Consider the following 18080-nt stretch of genomic DNA (forward strand, 5'->3'; position numbering starts at 1 on the left):
TCGACGATAGTCACCGGCGCGTCGCAGTCCGGACAGAACTCGCGGTAACACGCCCTGTCTCCCATACGTACCGCTATCACGGGAACGGTGGTGAACGTTGGGGCGAACCGGAGCGCCGAGCGTCGGCCGGCCCGTCACTCGTCGTCGACGTCTTTTCCCGGACCGGCGAAGTTCGCGCCGAGTTCGGCACCGTAGCGTCGGGCGTAGACGCCGGGGACCGCGAGGAGGTCGCTCGGCGCACCGGACTCGACCACGACGCCGCCGTCGGCGACGTGGACGCGGTCGGCGTCGCGGACGGCGGCCGCGCTATCGGTCGCCACGACGAGCGGGGCGTCCGGTCGCCGCATCGCGGCGAGGGTCGCGCGGAGGTTCGACGGGGCGGAACTGTGCGGCGCGCGGACGAGCGGGCCGGCTCCGTGGAGGAACGGTCCCGCGAGTGCCGCCGCCTCGGAGATTCGGGGCGCGACGACGGCCAGAAACGGCGGCCGATTCGCGGGCGTGGTCGCGTCCGAGTCGGCGTCGGTCGCGGGGCTCTCGGGTGGGGACATACGATATGAGATTCGCTGACACGGGAGATAAGTATAGAGCGGACACCGGCGTTTCACGAATCACATCGGATGATTCATAAAGATTTGTCAACTTCTGTCACGAATCAGTTGTCGATACGCCCGCCGCCTCGGGGCGGTAGCCGACGGCGCGGCACGGGCGCTCGATTAACGGCGTCCAAACCGGCGCGTCCGCGGGCAAAGCAGCTGCTAACGGGTGTAAAGCCGCAAAAAACGTCGTGAATTTGGCCGAGCGAGTCGAGTCGATGCGAAGGTCAGGGTGTGGGTGTATGGTGGCCTACTGGGGCGCTCACATTGCGCCGCCCATGCCGCCCATGCCGCCCATGCCACCCATGCCGCCGCCCATGCCGCCGGGTGCGCCGCCGTCGTCGTCGTCGCTGCCGGTCTGGCCACCGGAGAGGTCGCCAGCCGCGATGACGTCGTCGATGCGGAGAATCATGACTGCGGCTTCGGTCGCGGACTCGATAGCCTGGGTCTTGACGCGGAGGGGCTCCACGACGCCCTCTTCTTCCATGTCGATGACCTCGCCCGTGTAGGCGTCGAGGCCGGCTGCGAACTCGCCGCCGTCGTGGCGCGAGCGCAGGTCGACGAGGGAGTCGATGGGGTCGAGACCGGCGTTCTCGGCGAGGGTGCGCGGGATGATGTCCAGCGCCTCGGCGAACGCCTCGACGGCGAGCTGCTCGCGGCCGCCGACGGAGTCAGCGAACTCGCGGAGCTGCAGGGAGAGCTCCGTCTCGGGAGCGCCGCCGCCGGGGAGGACCTTGCCGTCTTCGAGCGTCGTGCGGACGACGCCGAGGGAGTCCTCGATGGCGCGTTCGAGCTCGTCGACGACGTGTTCCGTGCCACCGCGGAGGATGAGCGTGACGGACTTGGCGTCCTCGACGTCCTCGACGAAGATGCGCTCGTCGCCGCCGACGTCCTTCTGACCGACGGAGCCGGCGAAGCCGAGGTCGTCGGCCTCGATGTCGTCGAGGCTGCTGACGACGCGGCCGCCCGTCGCGCGGGCGAGGCGCTTGAGGTCGGAGGACTTGGCGCGGCGGACCGCGAGGATGCCCTCCTTGGCGAGGTAGTGCTGCGCCATGTCGTCGATGCCGTCGCCGACGAAGACGGCGTCGGCGCCGACCTCGACGAGCTGGTCGACCATCTCTTTCAGCTGCTTTTCTTCTTGGTCGAGGAACTGCTGAAGCTGGTCGGGGTCCGTGACGTTGACTTCCGCGTCGATTTCGGTCTCGCGGACTTCCAGCGCGTCGTCGAGGATGGCGATGTTCGCGTCCTCGACGGCGTAGGGCATGTTCTCGTCGACGCGCTCTTTGTCGACGATGACGCCCTCGACGAGTTCGGAGTTGTCGATGGTGCCGCCGACGACCTTCTCGATGGAGACGTTGTCGGTGTCGATACCGCCTTCGTCCTTGACGGCCAGCACGGCGTCGACGACGAGTTCGGCGAGCAGGTCCTTCGCGGACTCCGCACCCTTACCGGTCATCGCCGTCGCGGCGATTTTCTGGAGGGTCTCGCGGTCGTCCTCGGTGACTTCGATGGCGTTGTCTTCGAGGACTTCCTTGGCCTTCTCGGCGGCCTGACGGTAGCCCTGCGCGATGGTCGTCGCGTGAACGTCGGAGTCGAGGAGGTCCTCGGCCTGGTCGAGGAGTTCACCGGCGTTGATGACGGCCGTCGTCGTGCCGTCTCCGACCTCGTCCTCCTGGGTCTCGGAGACTTCGACGATCATGTTGGCCGCGGGGTGGTCGATGTCCATCTCCTTGAGGATGGTGACGCCGTCGTTCGTGACGACGACCTGCCCGCCGGAGTCGACGAGCATCTTGTCCATCCCTTTGGGGCCGAGCGTCGTGCGTACGGCCTCTGCGACGGCCTTCCCGGCCGTGATGTTCATCGACTGCGCATCCTGTCCGGATGTGCGCTGGGAGTCTTCGCCCAGAATGATCATGGGCTGACCCTGCTGCATTCGCTGGCTCATAGTCATCGCCTGATTGTTTGTGATTCTATAAAAAAGCTTCGTTTATTGGTATGCCAAAACGCAACACGGTAGGGTGGTCGAGACCCGGAGACGGCGGTCGATTTCGGCGGTTTATCTGTGGCTTTCGCCGGGCGGTCTCGCCAGTCCCGAAGCGGGTGCGGTGAAAAGACGATGCGGGCGAGTGCCGTGTCGCGTCGGGGTGGACTCGTCGGCGGTGGCGTCTCAGTTGTTCTGTCGGACGTTGAAGCCCTGGGTCAGTTCGTTGTGCTTCCGTTCGAGGAAGGAGTACACCGCGCCGTGGGGGGCACCGTCGAGAATCATCTCGACGGCCCGGCGGACGACCTCGACCTCTTCGGGCTGGCCGATGATGCCGAGCGTCGAGCCGTAGATGACCACGTCGGCACCCGTCAGCTCTTCCATGAGTTCACGGGTGCGGCCGTTCTCGCCGATGAGGCGGCCCTTCTGCCGCCGCATGTCGTTTTTGTTTCGGGTGTGCCGGTCGATATCGATGAGTTCGAACATCATCATGTCGTCGTCGAGGAGCGCCATCGCGTCCTCCGGGGCGAAGCCGCGGCCGACCGCTCGAACCACGTCGGGAGCGACCATGCCGAGTACGGGGTCGCCGACGCTGTCGATGGCGACGCTGCCGTTCTCCGAGTCCACGTCGAGTCGGACTTCCGCGCGACTCTCTATCTCTCGGAGCGTCGAGCCACCTTCGCCGATGAGAACACCGATACGGTCCTGCGGCACCTTGACGTGCTGCATATCACCCGATACCCGTCGGAGTGGTTTAAGCGTTCGCTCGGCGGGTCGCCGCGTGTCTCGGTCGCACACCCGTCTCGCGGCGGGTCTGGGTTGCTACTCGTCTCCGTCTCCGTCCTCGCCCTCGTCGCCCGTGACGAACTCGTACAGCGAGTCGCCGTCGGCGTCGGCCCCCTGCCGCCGGAAGAAGTTGGCCACGTTGCGGCAGTCCCGCCGGAGGAACTCCTCGGCGTTCGGGTGGTGGACCGTGACGGCCTGTCCGAGGTCGATGACGACGAGTTCGCCGTCGTGGATGATGAGGTTGTACTCCGAGAGGTCGCCGTGGACGAGGCCGGCGCGGTGGAGTCGGCGCATGTACTCGCGGACCACTTCGTAGGCTGTCTGGGGGTTCTCGACGCGCACCTCCGAGAGCCGCCGCGCCCGGTCGTCGACGACGCCGACGAGCTCCATCACGAGGACGTTCCGCTGGACCGCGATGGGCTTCGGCACGCGGACGCCGGCGCGCTGGGCGCGTTCGAGGTTGGCGAACTCCTTTCTGACCCACGCGCGGACGACCTGTCCCTTGTCGTGGCCGATGTTCTCGAAGCGCGGGTCGCCTTCGAGATAGTCGCGCATGTGCCGGAAGTCGGAGGCGTTGATGCGGTATATCTTGACCGCCACGTCCGCGTCGTCGCCGCCGAGCGCCTCGAAGACGTTGGCCTCCTTGCCCGTCGAAATCGGCCCGCCGAACGCGTCGATGTACCCGTCTTGGACGAGTTTGTAGATGGCGGCGAACGTCGCGTCGTCGAACACCGACTGCTCGACTTTGAACTGGTCGGCGTCCTTCAACCGCATCCGGAACTCGTCGAAGTCGCGGTCCTTGCGGCGCGCGATGCGGTCCGCCTCGTCGTCGGAGACGTCTATCTCCTCCCACTCGTCGCCGAACGCCTCGCCCTCCTGGGGTTCGACCATGCCGAACTCGTCAGTCATTGGACTAGGGCTACGAGAGGCGAGATGAAAAGGGCACAGGCTCCGGGTTCGGCGTCTTCGGGGAACAAACAACAAACGGCGCGCCGTCTCGGACGTGCGCGTTACTGGATGTGACCTTCGCGGCGGAGCTGGTCGGCTTCGGACTTCTCGTAGCGCCAGCTCACGTCGGCCTTCTCGTCCTGCCAGTCCCACGGCTCGACGAGCACCACGTCGTCCTCTCGAATCCAGATTCGCTTCTGCATCCGTCCGGGAATGCGAGCGGTCCGCTCGACGCCGTCGGCACAGCGGACGCGAATACGATTGGCCCCGAGCATGTTCGTCACGACGGCGAACACTTCGTCGTCGTTCGGCATTCGAAGGTCTCGGCGGCTCTCGTTCTCGTCGTCGCTCATGCGCGAGCGTTCGACGTGGGCATGGTTAAATCCGCCGACGTTCGGCCGGTAGGAAGCGTCCGACGGAACGACGCGTTTAGGACCGTCCCGAAACGCCGTCGTGGTATGCTCGACAAACTCGGCACGAAGGGTATCGCCGGCGTCGTCTCCTTGCTCGTGGGTATCGGTATCGTCGCCTATCAGGCCCCCGTCGTCGCGGCGGGCCTCGCGTTCGTCGTCGCCGGGCTCGGCCTCGTCGCCGGCGGCCTCGCCGAGGGCGTCATGAAGATGTTCGGGATGGCCTGACGGGCCTTCGACTCCGGCCCTCGGCTCACAGCGATTCGCGGAGGAACGAGAACACCCGTTTTCGCACCGCGGGATAGTGGTACGACGAGTGCAAGAAGACGTGGTCGGCCGCGTCGACGGCGTCGTACTCGACCTGTGTTCCGGCCGCTTCGAGCGCGTCCGCCAACCGGGCGCTCTGGTCCGGTGCGACGACCGAGTCCTCGCTCCCGTGAAGCAACAGCGTCGGCGGCGCGTCGGCATCGGCATCGGCATCGGCGTCGGTGTCGTCATCCACGTAGGTAATCGGCGAACACCGGCGCAACTCGGCGGCCGACGGCCGGTTCTCGAACAGCGGCAGCGACTCGCCGGCGCGCTCGTGGTCGTCGGCTCGGAGGTCATAGACGCCGGAGACGCCGACCGCGGCGTCGATGTCGGTCCGGCGACCGAACTCGCCGTCCGAAAGCGCCGCCAGTAACGCGAGGTGCGCCCCCGCGGAGTGACCGACGACGGCGACGGCGTCCGTGTCGATTCCGAACTCGTCGGCGCGGTCCGTCAGCCAGTCGATGCCCTCGCACACGTCTTCGATTTGCGCGGGGAACGGCGCTTCGTGCCCGAGTCGGTACGACACCTCGGCCGCGACGAACCCCTCGTCGGCGGCGTCGAGCGCCCAGCGGGCGAACTGGCCGGTCGAACCGGTCTCCCACGCGCCGCCGTAGACGAAGACGACGAGCGGCCGGGTCGGTTCGGTCGTCTCGGCCGGTTCGGTCGTCTCGGCCGGGCCGCCCATCTCGGCCGCCGGTGAGTCGGGACAGTACACGTCCGCGGTCAGCGTGCGCTCCTCGCGGTCGGTGATCGTGCGGTTTCGATGAACGAGAACGTCGGACGGGCGGGGCATATCGACTCGTCGAGCCGGCGGCTTCTATCGGTTTGGGTGACGGCGAGTCACGAACCGTCGAAAAGGGTATCGTTCCGGCGAGGCGCGGCGATTACTCCGCTATCTTCGCGCGGCCCGGCTCGATGAGTTCGTCGAGGTAGTCCGCGAGCGCGCCCTTCGCGTCGGCCGGGTGGAGTTCGCCGGATTCGAGGTCGGCCTCCAGCGTCTCGTAGTCGTCGTAGTCGAGGTTCCCGCCGTACTGTTCGGGGCGCTCGACGACGACCCGCTCGAAGCGCGGGAAGACGTGGTACTCGAAAATCTGGAGGACGGGGTTCTCGCGCGCCTCGCCCTCGTCGGTCGGCTCGGGGTCGGCCGTCGGCGGGCAGAACGCACCGTTGACCTTGTCTTCGATGTCCTCCGTGGAGTCCTCCATCGAGATGGTGACGCCCTCGGAGGAGGACATCTTGCCGATGCCCGTCCCGAGGTCCGCGATGAGCGGCGTGTGCATGCAGGTCGGCGACTCCTCGCCGATGCTCGGGAGCGTGTCGCGGGCGAGCATGTGGACCTTGCGCTGTTCCATCCCGCCGATGGCGAGGTCCACGTCGAGGTAGACGATGTCGAGCGCCTGCATGATGGGGTAGACCGCCTGCGCGACGGTGACGCCGTCGCCGCTTTTGATTTCGGCCATGGCGCGCTCGGCGCGCGAGAGCGTCGTCTCCAGTTCGAGCGCGTGCAGGTCGAGGACGTAGCTCTCGTCGAGCTGGTACTCCGAGCCGAGGACGAACTCCGTCTGGCTCTCGTCGAGGCCGTAGGCGATGAACTGCGCTTTCATCCGCTCGGCCGTCTCGCGAATCTCCTCGAACGTGCCCTTCCCGTTGAGGTAGGCGTGTACGTCCGCCAGCAGCACGACGACTTCGAAGCCCGCCGCTTGGAGGTCGATGAGCTTGTTGGCGGTGAGCATGTGACCGATGTGGAGGACGCCGGAGGGCTCGTAGCCCACGTACGCTCGCTTGCCCTCGGGGTCGTCGGCCAGCGCGCGCACTTCGTCCTCCGTGACCACTTCGGAGGCGTTCCGAGTGATCAGGTCGTATGCGTCCATACACGTCCGGTGTCGGGGACGTGGCATATGACTTCTGGAAGCCGCCCGCGGGCGAAACGGACAACATCCACCGGTCCCAACTCCGGGTGATGTCCGACTCAGGAACCACGACGCGTGCGCCCGTCATCATCTTCGCCGCGCTCATCCTCGTCGTCTTCGGCCTGCTCGCGGTCATGTGGGCGTCGGTCCGCGGCGGCGACCTCCTCCCGTACATCCTCGGCTTCGCCGTCTACTTTCTCGCGTTCCACGTCTACCTGCCGTACCGAGTCCACAAGGACGCGACGCTCAAGGGGCGAAACGCGACGTTCTGGGCCGTCATCGCCTTCTTACTGCCGCTCGTCGGCGCGGCGCTGTACTTCGTGGTCGCCGTCGTCGTCGGCCACGACGCGACCGACTGAAAACCCGACTCGACGCTATCCGCGCCGGTTCTCGGCGCGGTGTTCGGAGATAATCTGGTCGACCATCTCCTCGCGCTGTTCCTTCTGCCGTTCTTCCGCCCGGTCTTCCCAGTCGGAAATTGCAGATTCGACTTCGGACTCCTTCGCCACGGCGAGTTCGTCTATCTCCTGAATCGTCACGCCGTCGGCGGGTGCGACCGGCACGTCGGCCTCGAACAGCACCTCGTCTGCGACCTCCGAGAGGTTGCCCGACCGGAGGACGACCTTGGGGTCGAACTCGGCGAGGCGCTCGGCGGTCGTCCGCCCCGCCCCGCTGGCGTCGCGGAGGTAGACCACGTCGCCCGCGGCGATGCCGTACTCCTCGACGGTGTGGTCGAGCGCGCCGTTGGTGAACTGTTCGACGATTTTGACCGGCACCAAACTGCCGTCGGTGTTCACGTCCGCGAAGTTCGAGTGGTCGAGCTTCCACAGCGACTTCAGCTGGTCGAGCTTGTCTGCGAGCTCCGCCTTGTCGGATTCGAGCGATTCGACCTTCCGCTCCAACCGGCCGTTCTCGCGTTCGAGCCGGGTGACTTCTCGGCGCTCGCGGGCCTCGCGGCGCTCCTCGCGGCGGGCGTCGGACAGTTCGTCTTTGTACTCCTCGATGGTCTCGTCTTTCTCCTCGATGGTCGATTTCAGGTCCTCGACGTGCGATTCGAGGCGCTCGACCCGCGACCGCAACTCCCGAATCTCGCGTTCTTCGGGCGTGAGTTCGGGCTCCTCGTGGGATTCGTCGTCGGCGTCGTCGCCGCCGTCGTCGGCGTCGTCGTCCATCTCGCGGAGGACGGCCTCGACCGACTCCTCGCTGGTGAGGACGCGGGCGATGACCTCCTCTCTGTCCACGTCGGCGGGGACCTTCCGGGAGATGCGCTCGAACTGGTCTTCGTGGTCGTCGAAGGCGAACAGCGCCGCGGCGAGGGCGTCGCGCTCGTGGTCGTTCTCGTAGTCGACCTCGCGGGTTCGGTGGAGCTTCTCGTCCACGGGGATGTCGCTCGCGGGGGCCCAGCCGGCGGCGTCGAAGCTCCGGCGGAACTTCTCGACCGTCTCGGGCATCGGCTGGACGTCGGCGGCGACGAGGCTGGGCCGCCCGCGCTCGATGAGCCACTCGATGACGGCGGCGGTGTCGGCGGTGCGCGTCGAGTGCACGTCGAGGACGCGCCCGTCGAGGCCGACGACGGCGACGGCGGTGGTCGTGCCGGGGTCGATGCCGACGATGACGCGGTCGCGGCGCTTCACGAGCGGTTCGAACTCGATGCCGTCGCGGCGCTCGCGCTCGATTTCGACGCGGGTGTCGCCCGAGCGGTGGGTGGACACGGGGATGTCCTCGGGCCGCGCTTCGACGGTGAAAAGCGCCTGCGAGTAGCCGCCGTACTTCTCGGTCACGTCCCGCTCGTAGTCGAGGTTGGCCTCCTTCAGCGCGGACTCGACCTCGCGGGCCTGCTGTTTGACCGACCCGTGGATGCGGCGCGTGTAGCGGTCCTGGCTCCACCCGCCCTTGCCGGTCGAGCGGCCGCGAGAGACCTTCACGGTCGTCGTGTTCTCGAAGGCGGCGACCTCGTAGCCGACGTTGCCGAGGGCGAGTCGAGCCGCGGCCTCGGCCTCCTTCATCGGGTCTTTGCCGTAGGGGACGCCGTGGCGCGAGGCGACCCGCGAGAGCGGTTCCGGTCGCTCCGCGCCGGTCACCTGCACCAACTGCGTCCCGTGGGGAAGCCACCGCAGGAAGCGGACTAAATCGTCCTTGTCGGTCGCCAACTCGTACATGTTGTCCGTGGCGACGACGCGCGGTTCGTCGCGCTCGATGAGTCGGCGTAACTTGCGGAAGGAGACCACGTCTCGTTCGATTCGGACCTCGTCTGACTCGGTGTCTCGGGTGTCCAACACGACCAGCGCGTACGACGGCGAGTCGCCGCGGATATCGCCGCTCTGGATGTCGACGCCGAAGACGACCGAGTCGAGCGCACTCGTCCGGTCGTTCACGACGGCGACTAGGGCCGCGCCGGATATATACTCCACGCCGGTCGCGGGTGCCGACGCGGCCGGGTGTCGCGGTTGCGCGACTCGGCCGCCGAGCGGGTGCTCGCCGCCGACACCGCCGACACCCCGCCGCGACCTACGTTTGACACGAAACAAACAAGTCTCGGCTATTTGAAACCAGAGTGATGAGTTCTGACATCCCCGACCCGCCGTCGGTGACCTCCCGGTCGCTGACGCGCATCGCCCTCATCGGTGTCGTCGCCCTCCTCCTTATCGCCGCCCCTATCGCCGGGCTCCTCGCGTGGGAACCCGTCGAAGAGGGGAACGTCAAGGTCGTCAAGAAGTGGGGCGCGACCACCGGCACCGTCTTCGAACCCGGCGCGCACTTCGTCAACCCCGTCTCGCAGTCGACCTCGTCGCTGTCGGTGCGACCGCAGTCGTACACGATGTCGTCGTCGACGAGCGAAGGTGACAAACGGGGCGACGACGCCATCACCGTCCTGACCGAAGACGGTCTCCGGACGGACATCGACGTGACCGTCCGCTACCGCATCGACGCCGGGCAGGCGGTCGAGTTCTACCGCAACTACCGGACGCTCGAAACCGCCGAAGAGCGCCTGATTCGCCCGTCGATTCGCTCGGTGCTCCGGACCGAGGCCGGTCGGCTCCCCGTCACCGTCATCTACACCGGCGAGGGCCAGACCCAGCTGAAGGCCGCCGCCGAGCGGGAACTCGCAGAGGAGTTCGCCGACGACGGCCTCATCCTCGAAGCGGTGCAGGTTCGCAACGTCGAACTCCCCGCCGAGTACGCGCAGGCGGTCGAACAGAAGGAAATCACCGAACAGCGCCGCCAGCAGAAGCAGGACGAACTCGCCGTCGAGGAGTTGGAGGCCGAGCGCAAGCGCATCGAGGCACAGGGGCAGGCCGACGCCAACCGCATCATCGCCCAGTCGCTGTCCGACGAGGTGCTGGCCCAGAAGTACATCGAGAAACTCGACGAGACGGACACCGTCTACATCCCGGTCGGTGACGGCGGCTACCCGCAGTTCGTCCGGTCGCTGGATAACGACGGCTCGTCGTCGTCGGATTCGTCGTCGAGTTCGTCCGCCGGTTCGTCGTCGGACGCTCGCTCCGCGTCGTCCAGTTCGTCGGGGTCGTCAAGTTCGTCATCTTCGTCCGGCTCCGAAAACGAGACGAGCACCTGACGCCGTCGATGCGTCTCCTCCGTGAACTGGCCGTCGCGGTCGCGTTGCTCGTCATCGTCAGCGTCCTCGCGCGCTCCGGCGTCGGCCGGTTCGTCCTGCCGGTCGCCGGCCTCGCGGTCGCCGCGGCGCTCGTGGCGCTCCTCGCAACACAGCCGGCGTACCCACGGACGGCCGTCGGCCCGCGGACGAGAATCATCGAATCGGCCGCCCAGTCCGCGGACGCCGCCTGCGTCGAGTGCGGGTCGCCCGCGACGACGCGCCGACGCTACGTCCGCGAGTGGGTCGTCCTCGGGGTTCCCGTCGTCCTCCTCGACGACGGCGAGAACCCGGTCTGCGACGCCCACCGCGACTGACCCGACCTCGTCTTTCGGCTCGATGGCCCGTTCAGCGGCCGCTCAGACGAGCCTGCCCGTCGAGACGAACTCGACGCGCCCGCCGACGCGGACCGCCACCTCGTCGCCGCGGTCCTCGGCTTCGAGGTGGAGGTGGGACGGTCGACCCATCTCGTAGCCCTGCTCGACCGTGACCTCGATTTCGTCGTCTCCGAAGTAGCGATGGCGGGCGAGGTAGCCCGCGAAACAGCCGTTCGCGCTCCCGGTTGCGGGGTCCTCGGCGACGCCGTGGCCGGGCGCGTACATCCGCGCCGCGAAGTCGTTCGCGTCGTCGCGGGGGTCCGGACAGAACAGAAAGAGGTTCTCGACGCCCACGTCGTCGAAGAACGACCGGTACGCCGGGGTGAACACCTCGCTCCGGGCGAGCGCGTCGCGGTCGCGGAGCGGAATCATCACCGCCGGGAGGCCGGTCGAGACGACCTGTATCGGCCAGTCGGCGTCGAAGTCGTTCGCGTCGAGCGACAGCACCTCCGCGAGCGTCTCGCGGTCGAGTTCCGCGCCGAACCTCGGCGCGTTCTGCGTCATCCAGTACTGCTCGCTGTCGCTTCCGTCGGACCGGACCTCGACCGAAATCGGACCGACGCCGAGGTTCAGCGTCACCTCGTCGCCCGCGCCGAAGTGGTCGCGGAGGACGGCGGCCGTCCCGAGCGTCGGGTGTCCGGCGAACGGAATCTCGCCGTCCGGCGTGAAGATGCGAACGTCGTAGCCATCGTCGGGCGACCCGCCCTCGATGAACGTCGTCTCCGAGTAGTTCATCTCGTTGGCGAGCGCGGCCATCTGCTCGGAACGCAGCGCGTCCGCGTCCTCGAAGACGGCGAGTTGGTTGCCGGCGTACTTCGCCGTGGCGAACACGTCGACGGTGTGGAAGGCGTTCTGCGGCACATCGACGGGTGCGCGCGGGCGGGGGAAAAGCGTACCGCGGCCCCGGACTACTCCCCGGTCTCCGCCCCGCCGCCGTCGCTGTCGGCGTACGGGACCTCCAGTTTCTGGCCGTCCTCGGCGACGAACGCCTCGCCGTCGTACACCTCGCGGGCCTGTTCGAGAAGCGGGCTCGGGTCGGCGGCGTACCGGGCGGAGATGTGCGTCAGCGCGAACCGCCGCACGTCTGCGTCGCGGGCGACGCGGGCGGCCTCCCGCGCGGTCGAGTGCGCGGTCTGTTTCGCCCGCTCGGCCTCCTCGTCGGTGAACGTCGCGTCGTGGACGAGCAGGTCGGCGTCGCGGGCGACCTCGACGGTCGAGTCGAGCGGGCGGGTGTCGCCGGTGTAGACGACGGTTCTGCCGGGTCGGGGGTCACCGACCACCTGCTCGGAGCGCACGACGGTTCCGTCTTCGAGCTCCACGTCCTCGCCGGCGTGGAGGCGGCCGAACGCCGGGCCGACGGGGACGCCGAGTTCCTCGGCCTTCTCGCGGTCGAACCGGCCGGGGCGGTCGTCCTCGACGAGGGCGTAGCCGACCGAGGCGGTCCGGTGTTCGGTGTCGAACGCGCGGACCTCGTAGTCGTCGGCGCGGTAGGCGACGTTCCCCGGTCGGACCTCGTGGACGGAGACGTGGAAGCCGGGCTGGTAGCCGCCGGCGTGGACGAGTTGTTCGAGGTGGCCTTTGCTCCCCGGCGGGCCGTGGATGGCAAGCGAGTCGTCGCGGTCGTTGAAGTCGAGCGTCTGAATCAGCCCGGGGATGCCGAGGATGTGGTCGCCGTGGAGGTGGGTGACGAACAGGTGGCTGACGCCGAACCCGGTCCCGTAGCGCATCATCTGGCGTTGGGTGCCCTCCCCGCAATCGAACAACAGGCGCTCGCCGTCGCGGTTCACGAGGAACGCGCTCGGCGCACGCGCCGTGGTGGGGACGGCCCCGCCGGTCCCGAGGAAGGTCGCGCGCATGGACATGCTCCAGAATGATACCGGCGGGACTAAACGTGCGTCGAATCCGTCGCGGCCGCTCGCCGCCCCGAGGCGGTGCGGCCGCCCGACGCCCCGGACCGACCGATTCTTACCCGACCGTCTGCTACCGGAGTCCAATGGACGCGCCGCTGTGGACCGAGACGCACGCGCCGGGGCTCGACGACCTCCCACAGCCGGAGGTCCGCGACCGCCTCCGACGCGCCGTGGACGAACCGATGAACCTCGTCGTGCAGGGCCCGCCGGGCGTCGGCAAGACCGCCGCCGTCCGCGCGCTGGCTCACGAGGCGCACGCGGACCCCGAAAACGACCTCATCGAACTCAACGTCGCGGACTTCTTCAACCGGACAAAAAAGCAGATTCGCGCCGACCCGCGGTTCGAGCAGTTCCTCGACGGCCGCAGTCGCATGGCGAAACGCGACATGATAAACCGCGTGCTCAAGGAGTCCGCCGGCTACGCCCCGATGTCAGGCGAGTACAAGACCATCGTCCTCGACAACGCCGAATCAATCCGCGAGGACTTCCAGCAGGCGCTCCGCCGCGTGATGGAACAGCACCACCGGACCACGCAGTTCGTCATCACCACGCGCCAGCCCTCGAAGCTCATCCCGCCGATTCGCTCGCGGTGTTTCCCGGTTCCCATGCCCGCGCCCGACGACGAGGCGCTCGAAGCCCTCCTCGCCGACATCCTCGACGCCGAGGGCGTCGACTACGACGCCGGCGGCCTCCAGTTCCTCACCGACGCCTCGAACGGCAACGTCCGAAAAGCCGTGCTTTCGGCCCAGCGGACGGCCACCGAGGCCGACGAGGTCACCATGTCCACGGTCCACGCCGCCCTCGGCGACGTGGGCTTCGACGACGAGCTGAAGACGCTCCTCATCAACGCCCGCGAGGGCGACATCAAGGACGCCCGCAAGACCCTCACGACGCTCCTCGACGACGAGGGCTACGAGGGGCAGGAGCTCCTCCGCGACATCCTCCGCGTCGCCGACTCGACCCCCGAGCGCTTCGCCGACGGCGAACTCGCCCGCCTGCACGAACTCGCGGGGCAGGTCGACCTCGACATCTCGACGGGCATCGACGACCGACTGCACATCACCCACCTCCTCACGAGTTGGGGCGCGGACGTCCGCGGCGAGGCATAATGCGGTTCGCACCCGGCTACCGACGGTTCGCCCTTCCTGCCTTCGTCGGCGCGGCGGTCGCGGCGGTCGTCTTCCCACCGCTCGGGGCCGCGCTTCTCGCGGTCGGCGCGTTCGTCCTCTGGTTCTTCCGGGACCCCGAGCGTTCGCCCCCCGACGAACCGGGCGTCGTCGCCCCCGCCGACGGGCGCGTCTCCGTGATTCGCGTCGAGGACGGCCGCGTCCGCGTGGGCGTGTTCATGAACGTCACCGACGTGCACGTCAACCGCGCGCCCGTCTCCGGCGCGGTCCGAACCGTCACCCACCGCCCCGGCGCGCACAAACCGGCGTTCTCGAAGGACTCCGACCGCAACGAGCGCGTCGATATCGAACTCGGCACCGACGCGGGCGACCACGAAGTGTCGCTCATCGCCGGCGCGTTCGCCCGGCGGATTCACTCGTACGTCGCGCCCGGCGACGAACTCGTCCGCGGCCAGAAACTCGGCCACATCGACTTCGGCTCGCGGGCCGACGTGCTGTTACCACCGGAGTTCGGCTCCGAAGACGTGGTCGTCGAGAAGGGTGAGTCGGTGCGGGCGGGCGAGACGGTGTTGGCGCGGCGGGAGTGAGCGTCGCTAGACGGCCAGGTACTCCGCGAGCGCGTCTTCGTCGGCTAGCGTCTCGGGGCCCACCGTGTCGACGAACGTGCCGCGCTCCATCGCGTAACACCGGTCGGCCAGTTCGCGGATGACGCCGAGGTTCTGTTCGACGAAGAGGATGGTCGTCCCGAGTTGGTCGTTGATTCGCTTCATGTCGCGGCTTATCTGGTCGACGATGGAGGGCTGGATGCCCTCGCTCGGCTCGTCCAGAAGCAGCACGTCGGGGTTCGAGACGAGCGCCCGGGCGATGGCGAGCATCTGCTGTTGTCCTCCGGAGAGCGTGCCGGCCTGCTGGTCGGCGCGCTCCTGGAGAATCGGGAAGTAGTCGTATATCTCGTCGTACAGCAGGTCGTCGCTGCCGGCGTTGACCGTCTCGCCCATCTTGATGTTCTGTTCGACGCTGAGTTTCGGGAACACCTCGCGGCCCTGCGGGATGTAGCCCATCCCGGCCCGGGCGCGCTCGTCCGCGCCGGCGGCGGTGACGTCCTCGCCGGCGTACGTAATCGTCCCCTCGGTCGCGTCGAGGAGGCCGATGACGGTTTTCATCAGCGTCGTCTTCCCGACGCCGTTTTTGCCCATCACGCCGACGATTTCGCCCGCCTCGACCCGGAGGTTCACGTCGCGCAGAATCGGCGTCGTACCGTATCCGGCCGACACGTCGTCGAGTTCGAGTATCATTGCTCTCCCCCGAGGTAGATGCGCTGGACGGCCGGGTCGGACTCTATCTCGCCGATAGAGCCCTCGCGGAACACGTCGCCTTTGTGCAGCACCGTCACCTCGTCGGCGATGTCCGCGACGAAGTCGGTATCGTGTTCGATGACGACGAACGCGATGTTCTGTTCCTCGTTGAGCCGCGTGATGCGCTCTGCGATGGCCTCGCGCTCCGCGATGTCGAGTCCGGCGACCGGTTCGTCTAGCAAGAGTAGTTCCGGTTCCAACGCGGCGGCCATCCCGATTTCGAGCTGTTGCTGTTGGCCGTGGGAGAGCGCGCTCGCTTGGGCGTTCTCGTAGCCGTCGAGTCCGGCCGCGGCTATCGCGTCGTCGACGAGCTGCCGGCGCTCCGTGCCGTCAGCGAACCGCTGAATCGGGAGCCGCGCGTTCTCCCGAACCGTCAGGTTCCCGTACACCGACGGGACTTGGAACTTGATGCTAATCCCGCGTCTGACCCGCTGGTGGGGGTCGGCGTCGGTGATGTCGCTTCCGTCGTAGTAGACGTTGCCCGCGGTCGGGGCGTAGGTCCCCGTGATGAGCTTCAACAGCGTCGACTTCCCGGCCCCGTTCGGTCCGATGAGACACCGAAGCTCGCCTTCGTCGACGCTGAAGTCCACCTCGTCGGTGGCGGTGAAGCCGCCGAAGTCCTTCCGCAGACCCTCGGTCTGCAACAGCGTGTCCGTGGTCCGTCCGGTCGCTCTCTGTGCTGCGGTCTGTCGCATCTGCGGCCCGCTCGTGTTGTGTGTGCTCATGACTCAGTCACCTCCGGGTTCTCCGACGGCGTCGGCGTCGCCGCGCCGTCGCGTAGTTCGACGTAGGTCTGGCGAACCCACGGGACGATGCCACCGGGGAGTCCGAGGATGAACACCAACAGCAGCGCACCCACCGCGACGAACGCCCACTCGCCGCCGAGCGAGTTCCGGACGAACTCGATGCCGACGGTGGCGACGACGGCTCCGAGGAGCGTCTTGCGGCCGCCGACGCTCACCCAGATGACGGGCAGCGAGGCGAACGCGAGGTCGAACACCTGCGGGCTGACGTAGTTCCCCCACGAGGCGTACAGCACGCCCGAGAGGCCGGCGAGCCCGCCGCCGATGGTGAAGACGGTGAGCTTCACGCGCCGCACGTCGTATCCGAACATCCGGGTGCGGTCTTCGTCCTCGCGGACGGCGACCATCACGCGCCCGTAATCCGAGTTGACGAGCGCCCGCAGTCCGAGATACGTGGCGACGAGCAGCGCCAACACGAAGTAGTAGAACGAGACGCTGTCGAAGGTGACCGCGGCGGGCCCGACGCCGAGCGAGAGGGTCGGAATCGTCGGCATACCGTTGAAGCCGCCGAGCGCGGCGCTTCCGATGGTCCACTCGTCGCCCGCGGTCTGGGCCATGAACGTGTGGAGCACGAGCGTCGACACCAGCGTGATGATGGTGACGTAGACGTCCCGCACGCCGCCGTAGAACATGAAGTAGCCGAGCACCGCGGCAGCGACCGCCCCGCCGAGGATGCCGACGAGGAACGCCGTCGAGATGCCGAGGGGCGTCGGGACGTTCACCGAGACGACCCCGAAGGTGTAGCCGGCGATGCCGAAAAACACCACCTGGCCGAAGCTCAGCACGCCGGAGTAGCCCCAGACGACCGACAGCGAGAGGCCGAGGAAGGCGTACACGAAGAACAGCGAGAACCGCGACGCCTGATAGGACCCGGCGAGAAACGGGTACGCCAACAGCGCCGCGACGACGACGGCGAAGCCGACCCAGAACCCCCGCGAGTCACCGACGGTGTTAGGACCTTCGACCCGCCGCCGCAGTCGGGCGAGAACCCCGGTGTCGTCGGCGCTTCCGCTCGACATCTACGCGTCCTCCTGCCGCCGCGCGCGGACGGTTTCGATGAAGCCGGTGATGCCGTCGGGCAGGAACCGAATCATCACGATAGCGGTGGCGAGAAGGGCGATGCGACCGAAGAACGTCCCGACGAGGTTGGAAAACAGGGCGTTGATGGAGCCCAGCAGCCCGCCGGCCAGCGTCGTCCCGAGGACGACGCCCGGGCCGCCGACGACGACGGCGACGAACGACTCCACGAGGAACGAGCTGCCGAGGGTCGGAACCATCGTCACCGTCGGCGCGTACAGCGCGCCCGTCAGCCCGGCCATCCCGGAGCCGATTGCGAACGTCGTCATGTACGTCCGCTCGGTGTCGACGCCGAGCGCCTTTGCGATTCGCTCGTTTTGAATCGTCGCGCGGGCGCGCATTCCGTACTCGGTGTGGGTAAACAGGTAGTACGTCAGCGCGAGCACGCCGACGGCGACGCCCGCCAGCAACACGCGGTACGTCGAGTAGGAGTAGCCGCCGTACGCGATTTCCCCGAGCGGCGTCCCGATCTGGGGCAGCGAGTTGCCCAGCGTGATGCGGACGCCCTGCACCATGATGAGGCTCAACCCCCACGTCGCAACCATCGAATCCGCGAGGCGGTCGTACAGCGGCTCGACCACGTCGCGGCCGAGCGCCCGCTGGCTGACCGCGTTCGGCACCGACCCGGAGATGACGACCCGCTCGACGACGAGGCCGAACACCGCCGAGACGGCGACCCCGGCCAGCATCGCGACCGGCAGCGGGAGGCCGAGGCGGATGTTCGCCAGCGTCGTGGCGTACGCGCCGACCATGATGAACTCGCCGTGGGCGAGGTTGATGACGCCCATGATGCCGAAGATGACGGCGAGGCCAGCGGCCGCCAGCACGATGAACGCGAAGCTATCGAGGAACTGAAACAGTAAGTTCAGCGGATTTACCAT

20 protein-coding genes are annotated in these 18080 nt (G+C 67.7%); 6 read left to right on the plus strand and 14 right to left on the minus strand.

Annotated elements, in window-relative coordinates:
- Nucleotides 1-134: 134 nt before the first annotated feature.
- From E4P24_RS01010 to eif1A, 5 genes are all read right to left on the minus strand, one after another.
- Entirely contained in the window at nt 135-548 is a 414-nt protein-coding gene (locus E4P24_RS01010; protein ID WP_188147989.1) for a hypothetical protein, read from the minus strand.
- A gap of 307 nt (nt 549-855) precedes the next feature.
- Nucleotides 856-2508 carry a thermosome subunit alpha gene (thsA, locus tag E4P24_RS01015; RefSeq protein WP_004065681.1) on the minus strand — a complete coding sequence of 551 codons (1653 nt, stop codon included), beginning with the start codon at nt 2506-2508 and terminating at the stop codon, nt 856-858.
- Nucleotides 2509-2760: 252 nt separating this feature from the next.
- Nucleotides 2761-3303 (minus strand): KH domain-containing protein, encoded by a 543-nt coding sequence (locus E4P24_RS01020; RefSeq protein WP_004065679.1) that lies wholly within the window; start codon nt 3301-3303, stop codon nt 2761-2763.
- A 93-nt stretch (nt 3304-3396) separates the two neighbouring features.
- Complete coding sequence (gene rio1, locus E4P24_RS01025) at nt 3397-4269, minus strand: serine/threonine-protein kinase Rio1 (RefSeq protein ID WP_188147990.1); 873 nt, start codon at nt 4267-4269, stop codon at nt 3397-3399.
- A gap of 101 nt (nt 4270-4370) precedes the next feature.
- A complete protein-coding gene (gene eif1A, locus E4P24_RS01030; RefSeq protein WP_004045248.1) occupies nt 4371-4661 on the minus strand; it encodes a translation initiation factor eIF-1A in 291 nt (96 codons plus the stop codon).
- Between the two features lie 105 nt (nt 4662-4766).
- On the opposite strand from eif1A, the gene E4P24_RS01035 reads away from it, so the two are divergent.
- Nucleotides 4767-4946, plus strand: a complete 180-nt coding sequence (locus tag E4P24_RS01035; RefSeq protein WP_115802021.1) for a hypothetical protein — start codon at nt 4767-4769, stop codon at nt 4944-4946.
- 25 nt (nt 4947-4971) lie between these two features.
- Here E4P24_RS01035 and E4P24_RS01040 read toward each other — a convergent pair whose 3' ends face one another.
- Together E4P24_RS01040 and E4P24_RS01045 are read right to left on the minus strand one after the other, a co-directional pair.
- Nucleotides 4972-5820 carry an alpha/beta hydrolase gene (locus tag E4P24_RS01040; protein ID WP_115802022.1) on the minus strand — a complete coding sequence of 283 codons (849 nt, stop codon included), beginning with the start codon at nt 5818-5820 and terminating at the stop codon, nt 4972-4974.
- A gap of 91 nt (nt 5821-5911) precedes the next feature.
- Nucleotides 5912-6898, minus strand: a complete 987-nt coding sequence (locus E4P24_RS01045; protein WP_004065671.1) for a tyrosine--tRNA ligase — start codon at nt 6896-6898, stop codon at nt 5912-5914.
- Nucleotides 6899-6918: 20 nt separating this feature from the next.
- On the opposite strand from E4P24_RS01045, the gene E4P24_RS01050 reads away from it, so the two are divergent.
- Nucleotides 6919-7296, plus strand: coding sequence for a hypothetical protein (locus tag E4P24_RS01050; protein WP_006600804.1), 378 nt, complete (start codon nt 6919-6921; stop codon nt 7294-7296).
- A 15-nt stretch (nt 7297-7311) separates the two neighbouring features.
- On the opposite strand, the gene E4P24_RS01055 is transcribed toward E4P24_RS01050, so the two are convergent.
- Nucleotides 7312-9312: a DUF460 domain-containing protein gene (locus E4P24_RS01055; RefSeq protein WP_115802023.1), complete on the minus strand. Its 2001-nt coding sequence runs from the start codon at nt 9310-9312 to the stop codon at nt 7312-7314.
- A gap of 182 nt (nt 9313-9494) precedes the next feature.
- On the opposite strand from E4P24_RS01055, the gene E4P24_RS01060 reads away from it, so the two are divergent.
- Nucleotides 9495-10514 carry a prohibitin family protein gene (locus tag E4P24_RS01060; protein ID WP_115802024.1) on the plus strand — a complete coding sequence of 340 codons (1020 nt, stop codon included), beginning with the start codon at nt 9495-9497 and terminating at the stop codon, nt 10512-10514.
- 8 nt (nt 10515-10522) lie between these two features.
- Nucleotides 10523-10867 (plus strand): hypothetical protein, encoded by a 345-nt coding sequence (locus E4P24_RS01065; protein WP_188147991.1) that lies wholly within the window; start codon nt 10523-10525, stop codon nt 10865-10867.
- Nucleotides 10868-10909: 42 nt separating this feature from the next.
- Here E4P24_RS01065 and E4P24_RS01070 read toward each other — a convergent pair whose 3' ends face one another.
- Both E4P24_RS01070 and rnz read right to left on the minus strand, forming a co-directional pair.
- On the minus strand, nt 10910-11788 hold the full coding sequence (locus E4P24_RS01070; RefSeq protein WP_115802026.1) for a PhzF family phenazine biosynthesis protein: 879 nt from the start codon (nt 11786-11788) through the stop codon (nt 10910-10912).
- A 47-nt stretch (nt 11789-11835) separates the two neighbouring features.
- Entirely contained in the window at nt 11836-12783 is a 948-nt protein-coding gene (gene rnz, locus E4P24_RS01075; RefSeq protein WP_006600802.1) for a ribonuclease Z, read from the minus strand.
- Between the two features lie 137 nt (nt 12784-12920).
- Here rnz and E4P24_RS01080 point away from each other — a divergent pair, with 137 nt between their 5' ends.
- Complete coding sequence (locus tag E4P24_RS01080; protein WP_188147992.1) at nt 12921-13946, plus strand: AAA family ATPase; 1026 nt, start codon at nt 12921-12923, stop codon at nt 13944-13946.
- Nucleotides 13946-14551 carry a protein sorting system archaetidylserine decarboxylase gene (locus tag E4P24_RS01085; protein WP_188147993.1) on the plus strand — a complete coding sequence of 202 codons (606 nt, stop codon included), beginning with the start codon at nt 13946-13948 and terminating at the stop codon, nt 14549-14551. The genes E4P24_RS01080 and E4P24_RS01085 overlap by 1 nt, the downstream gene beginning before the upstream one ends.
- Nucleotides 14552-14557: 6 nt before the next feature.
- Here E4P24_RS01085 and E4P24_RS01090 read toward each other — a convergent pair whose 3' ends face one another.
- From E4P24_RS01090 to urtB, 4 genes are read right to left on the minus strand one after another with little or no spacing between them, the layout of a single operon-like run.
- The gene (locus E4P24_RS01090; protein WP_115802029.1) at nt 14558-15259 is read right to left on the minus strand and encodes an ABC transporter ATP-binding protein; all 702 of its coding nucleotides are present in this window, start codon (nt 15257-15259) and stop codon (nt 14558-14560) included.
- Nucleotides 15256-16014 (minus strand): ABC transporter ATP-binding protein, encoded by a 759-nt coding sequence (locus E4P24_RS01095; RefSeq protein WP_115860641.1) that lies wholly within the window; start codon nt 16012-16014, stop codon nt 15256-15258. The genes E4P24_RS01090 and E4P24_RS01095 overlap by 4 nt, the downstream gene beginning before the upstream one ends.
- Nucleotides 16015-16040: 26 nt before the next feature.
- A complete protein-coding gene (locus E4P24_RS01100) occupies nt 16041-17141 on the minus strand; it encodes an urea/short chain-amides ABC transporter permease (protein WP_006600797.1) in 1101 nt (366 codons plus the stop codon).
- Entirely contained in the window at nt 17142-18080 is a 939-nt protein-coding gene (gene urtB / locus E4P24_RS01105; RefSeq protein ID WP_004065650.1) for an urea ABC transporter, permease protein UrtB, read from the minus strand. It abuts the gene before it with no gap.

The sequence above is a fragment of the Haloferax sp. AS1 genome (genome assembly GCF_014530665.1).
GTDB lineage: Archaea > Halobacteriota > Halobacteria > Halobacteriales > Haloferacaceae > Haloferax > Haloferax volcanii.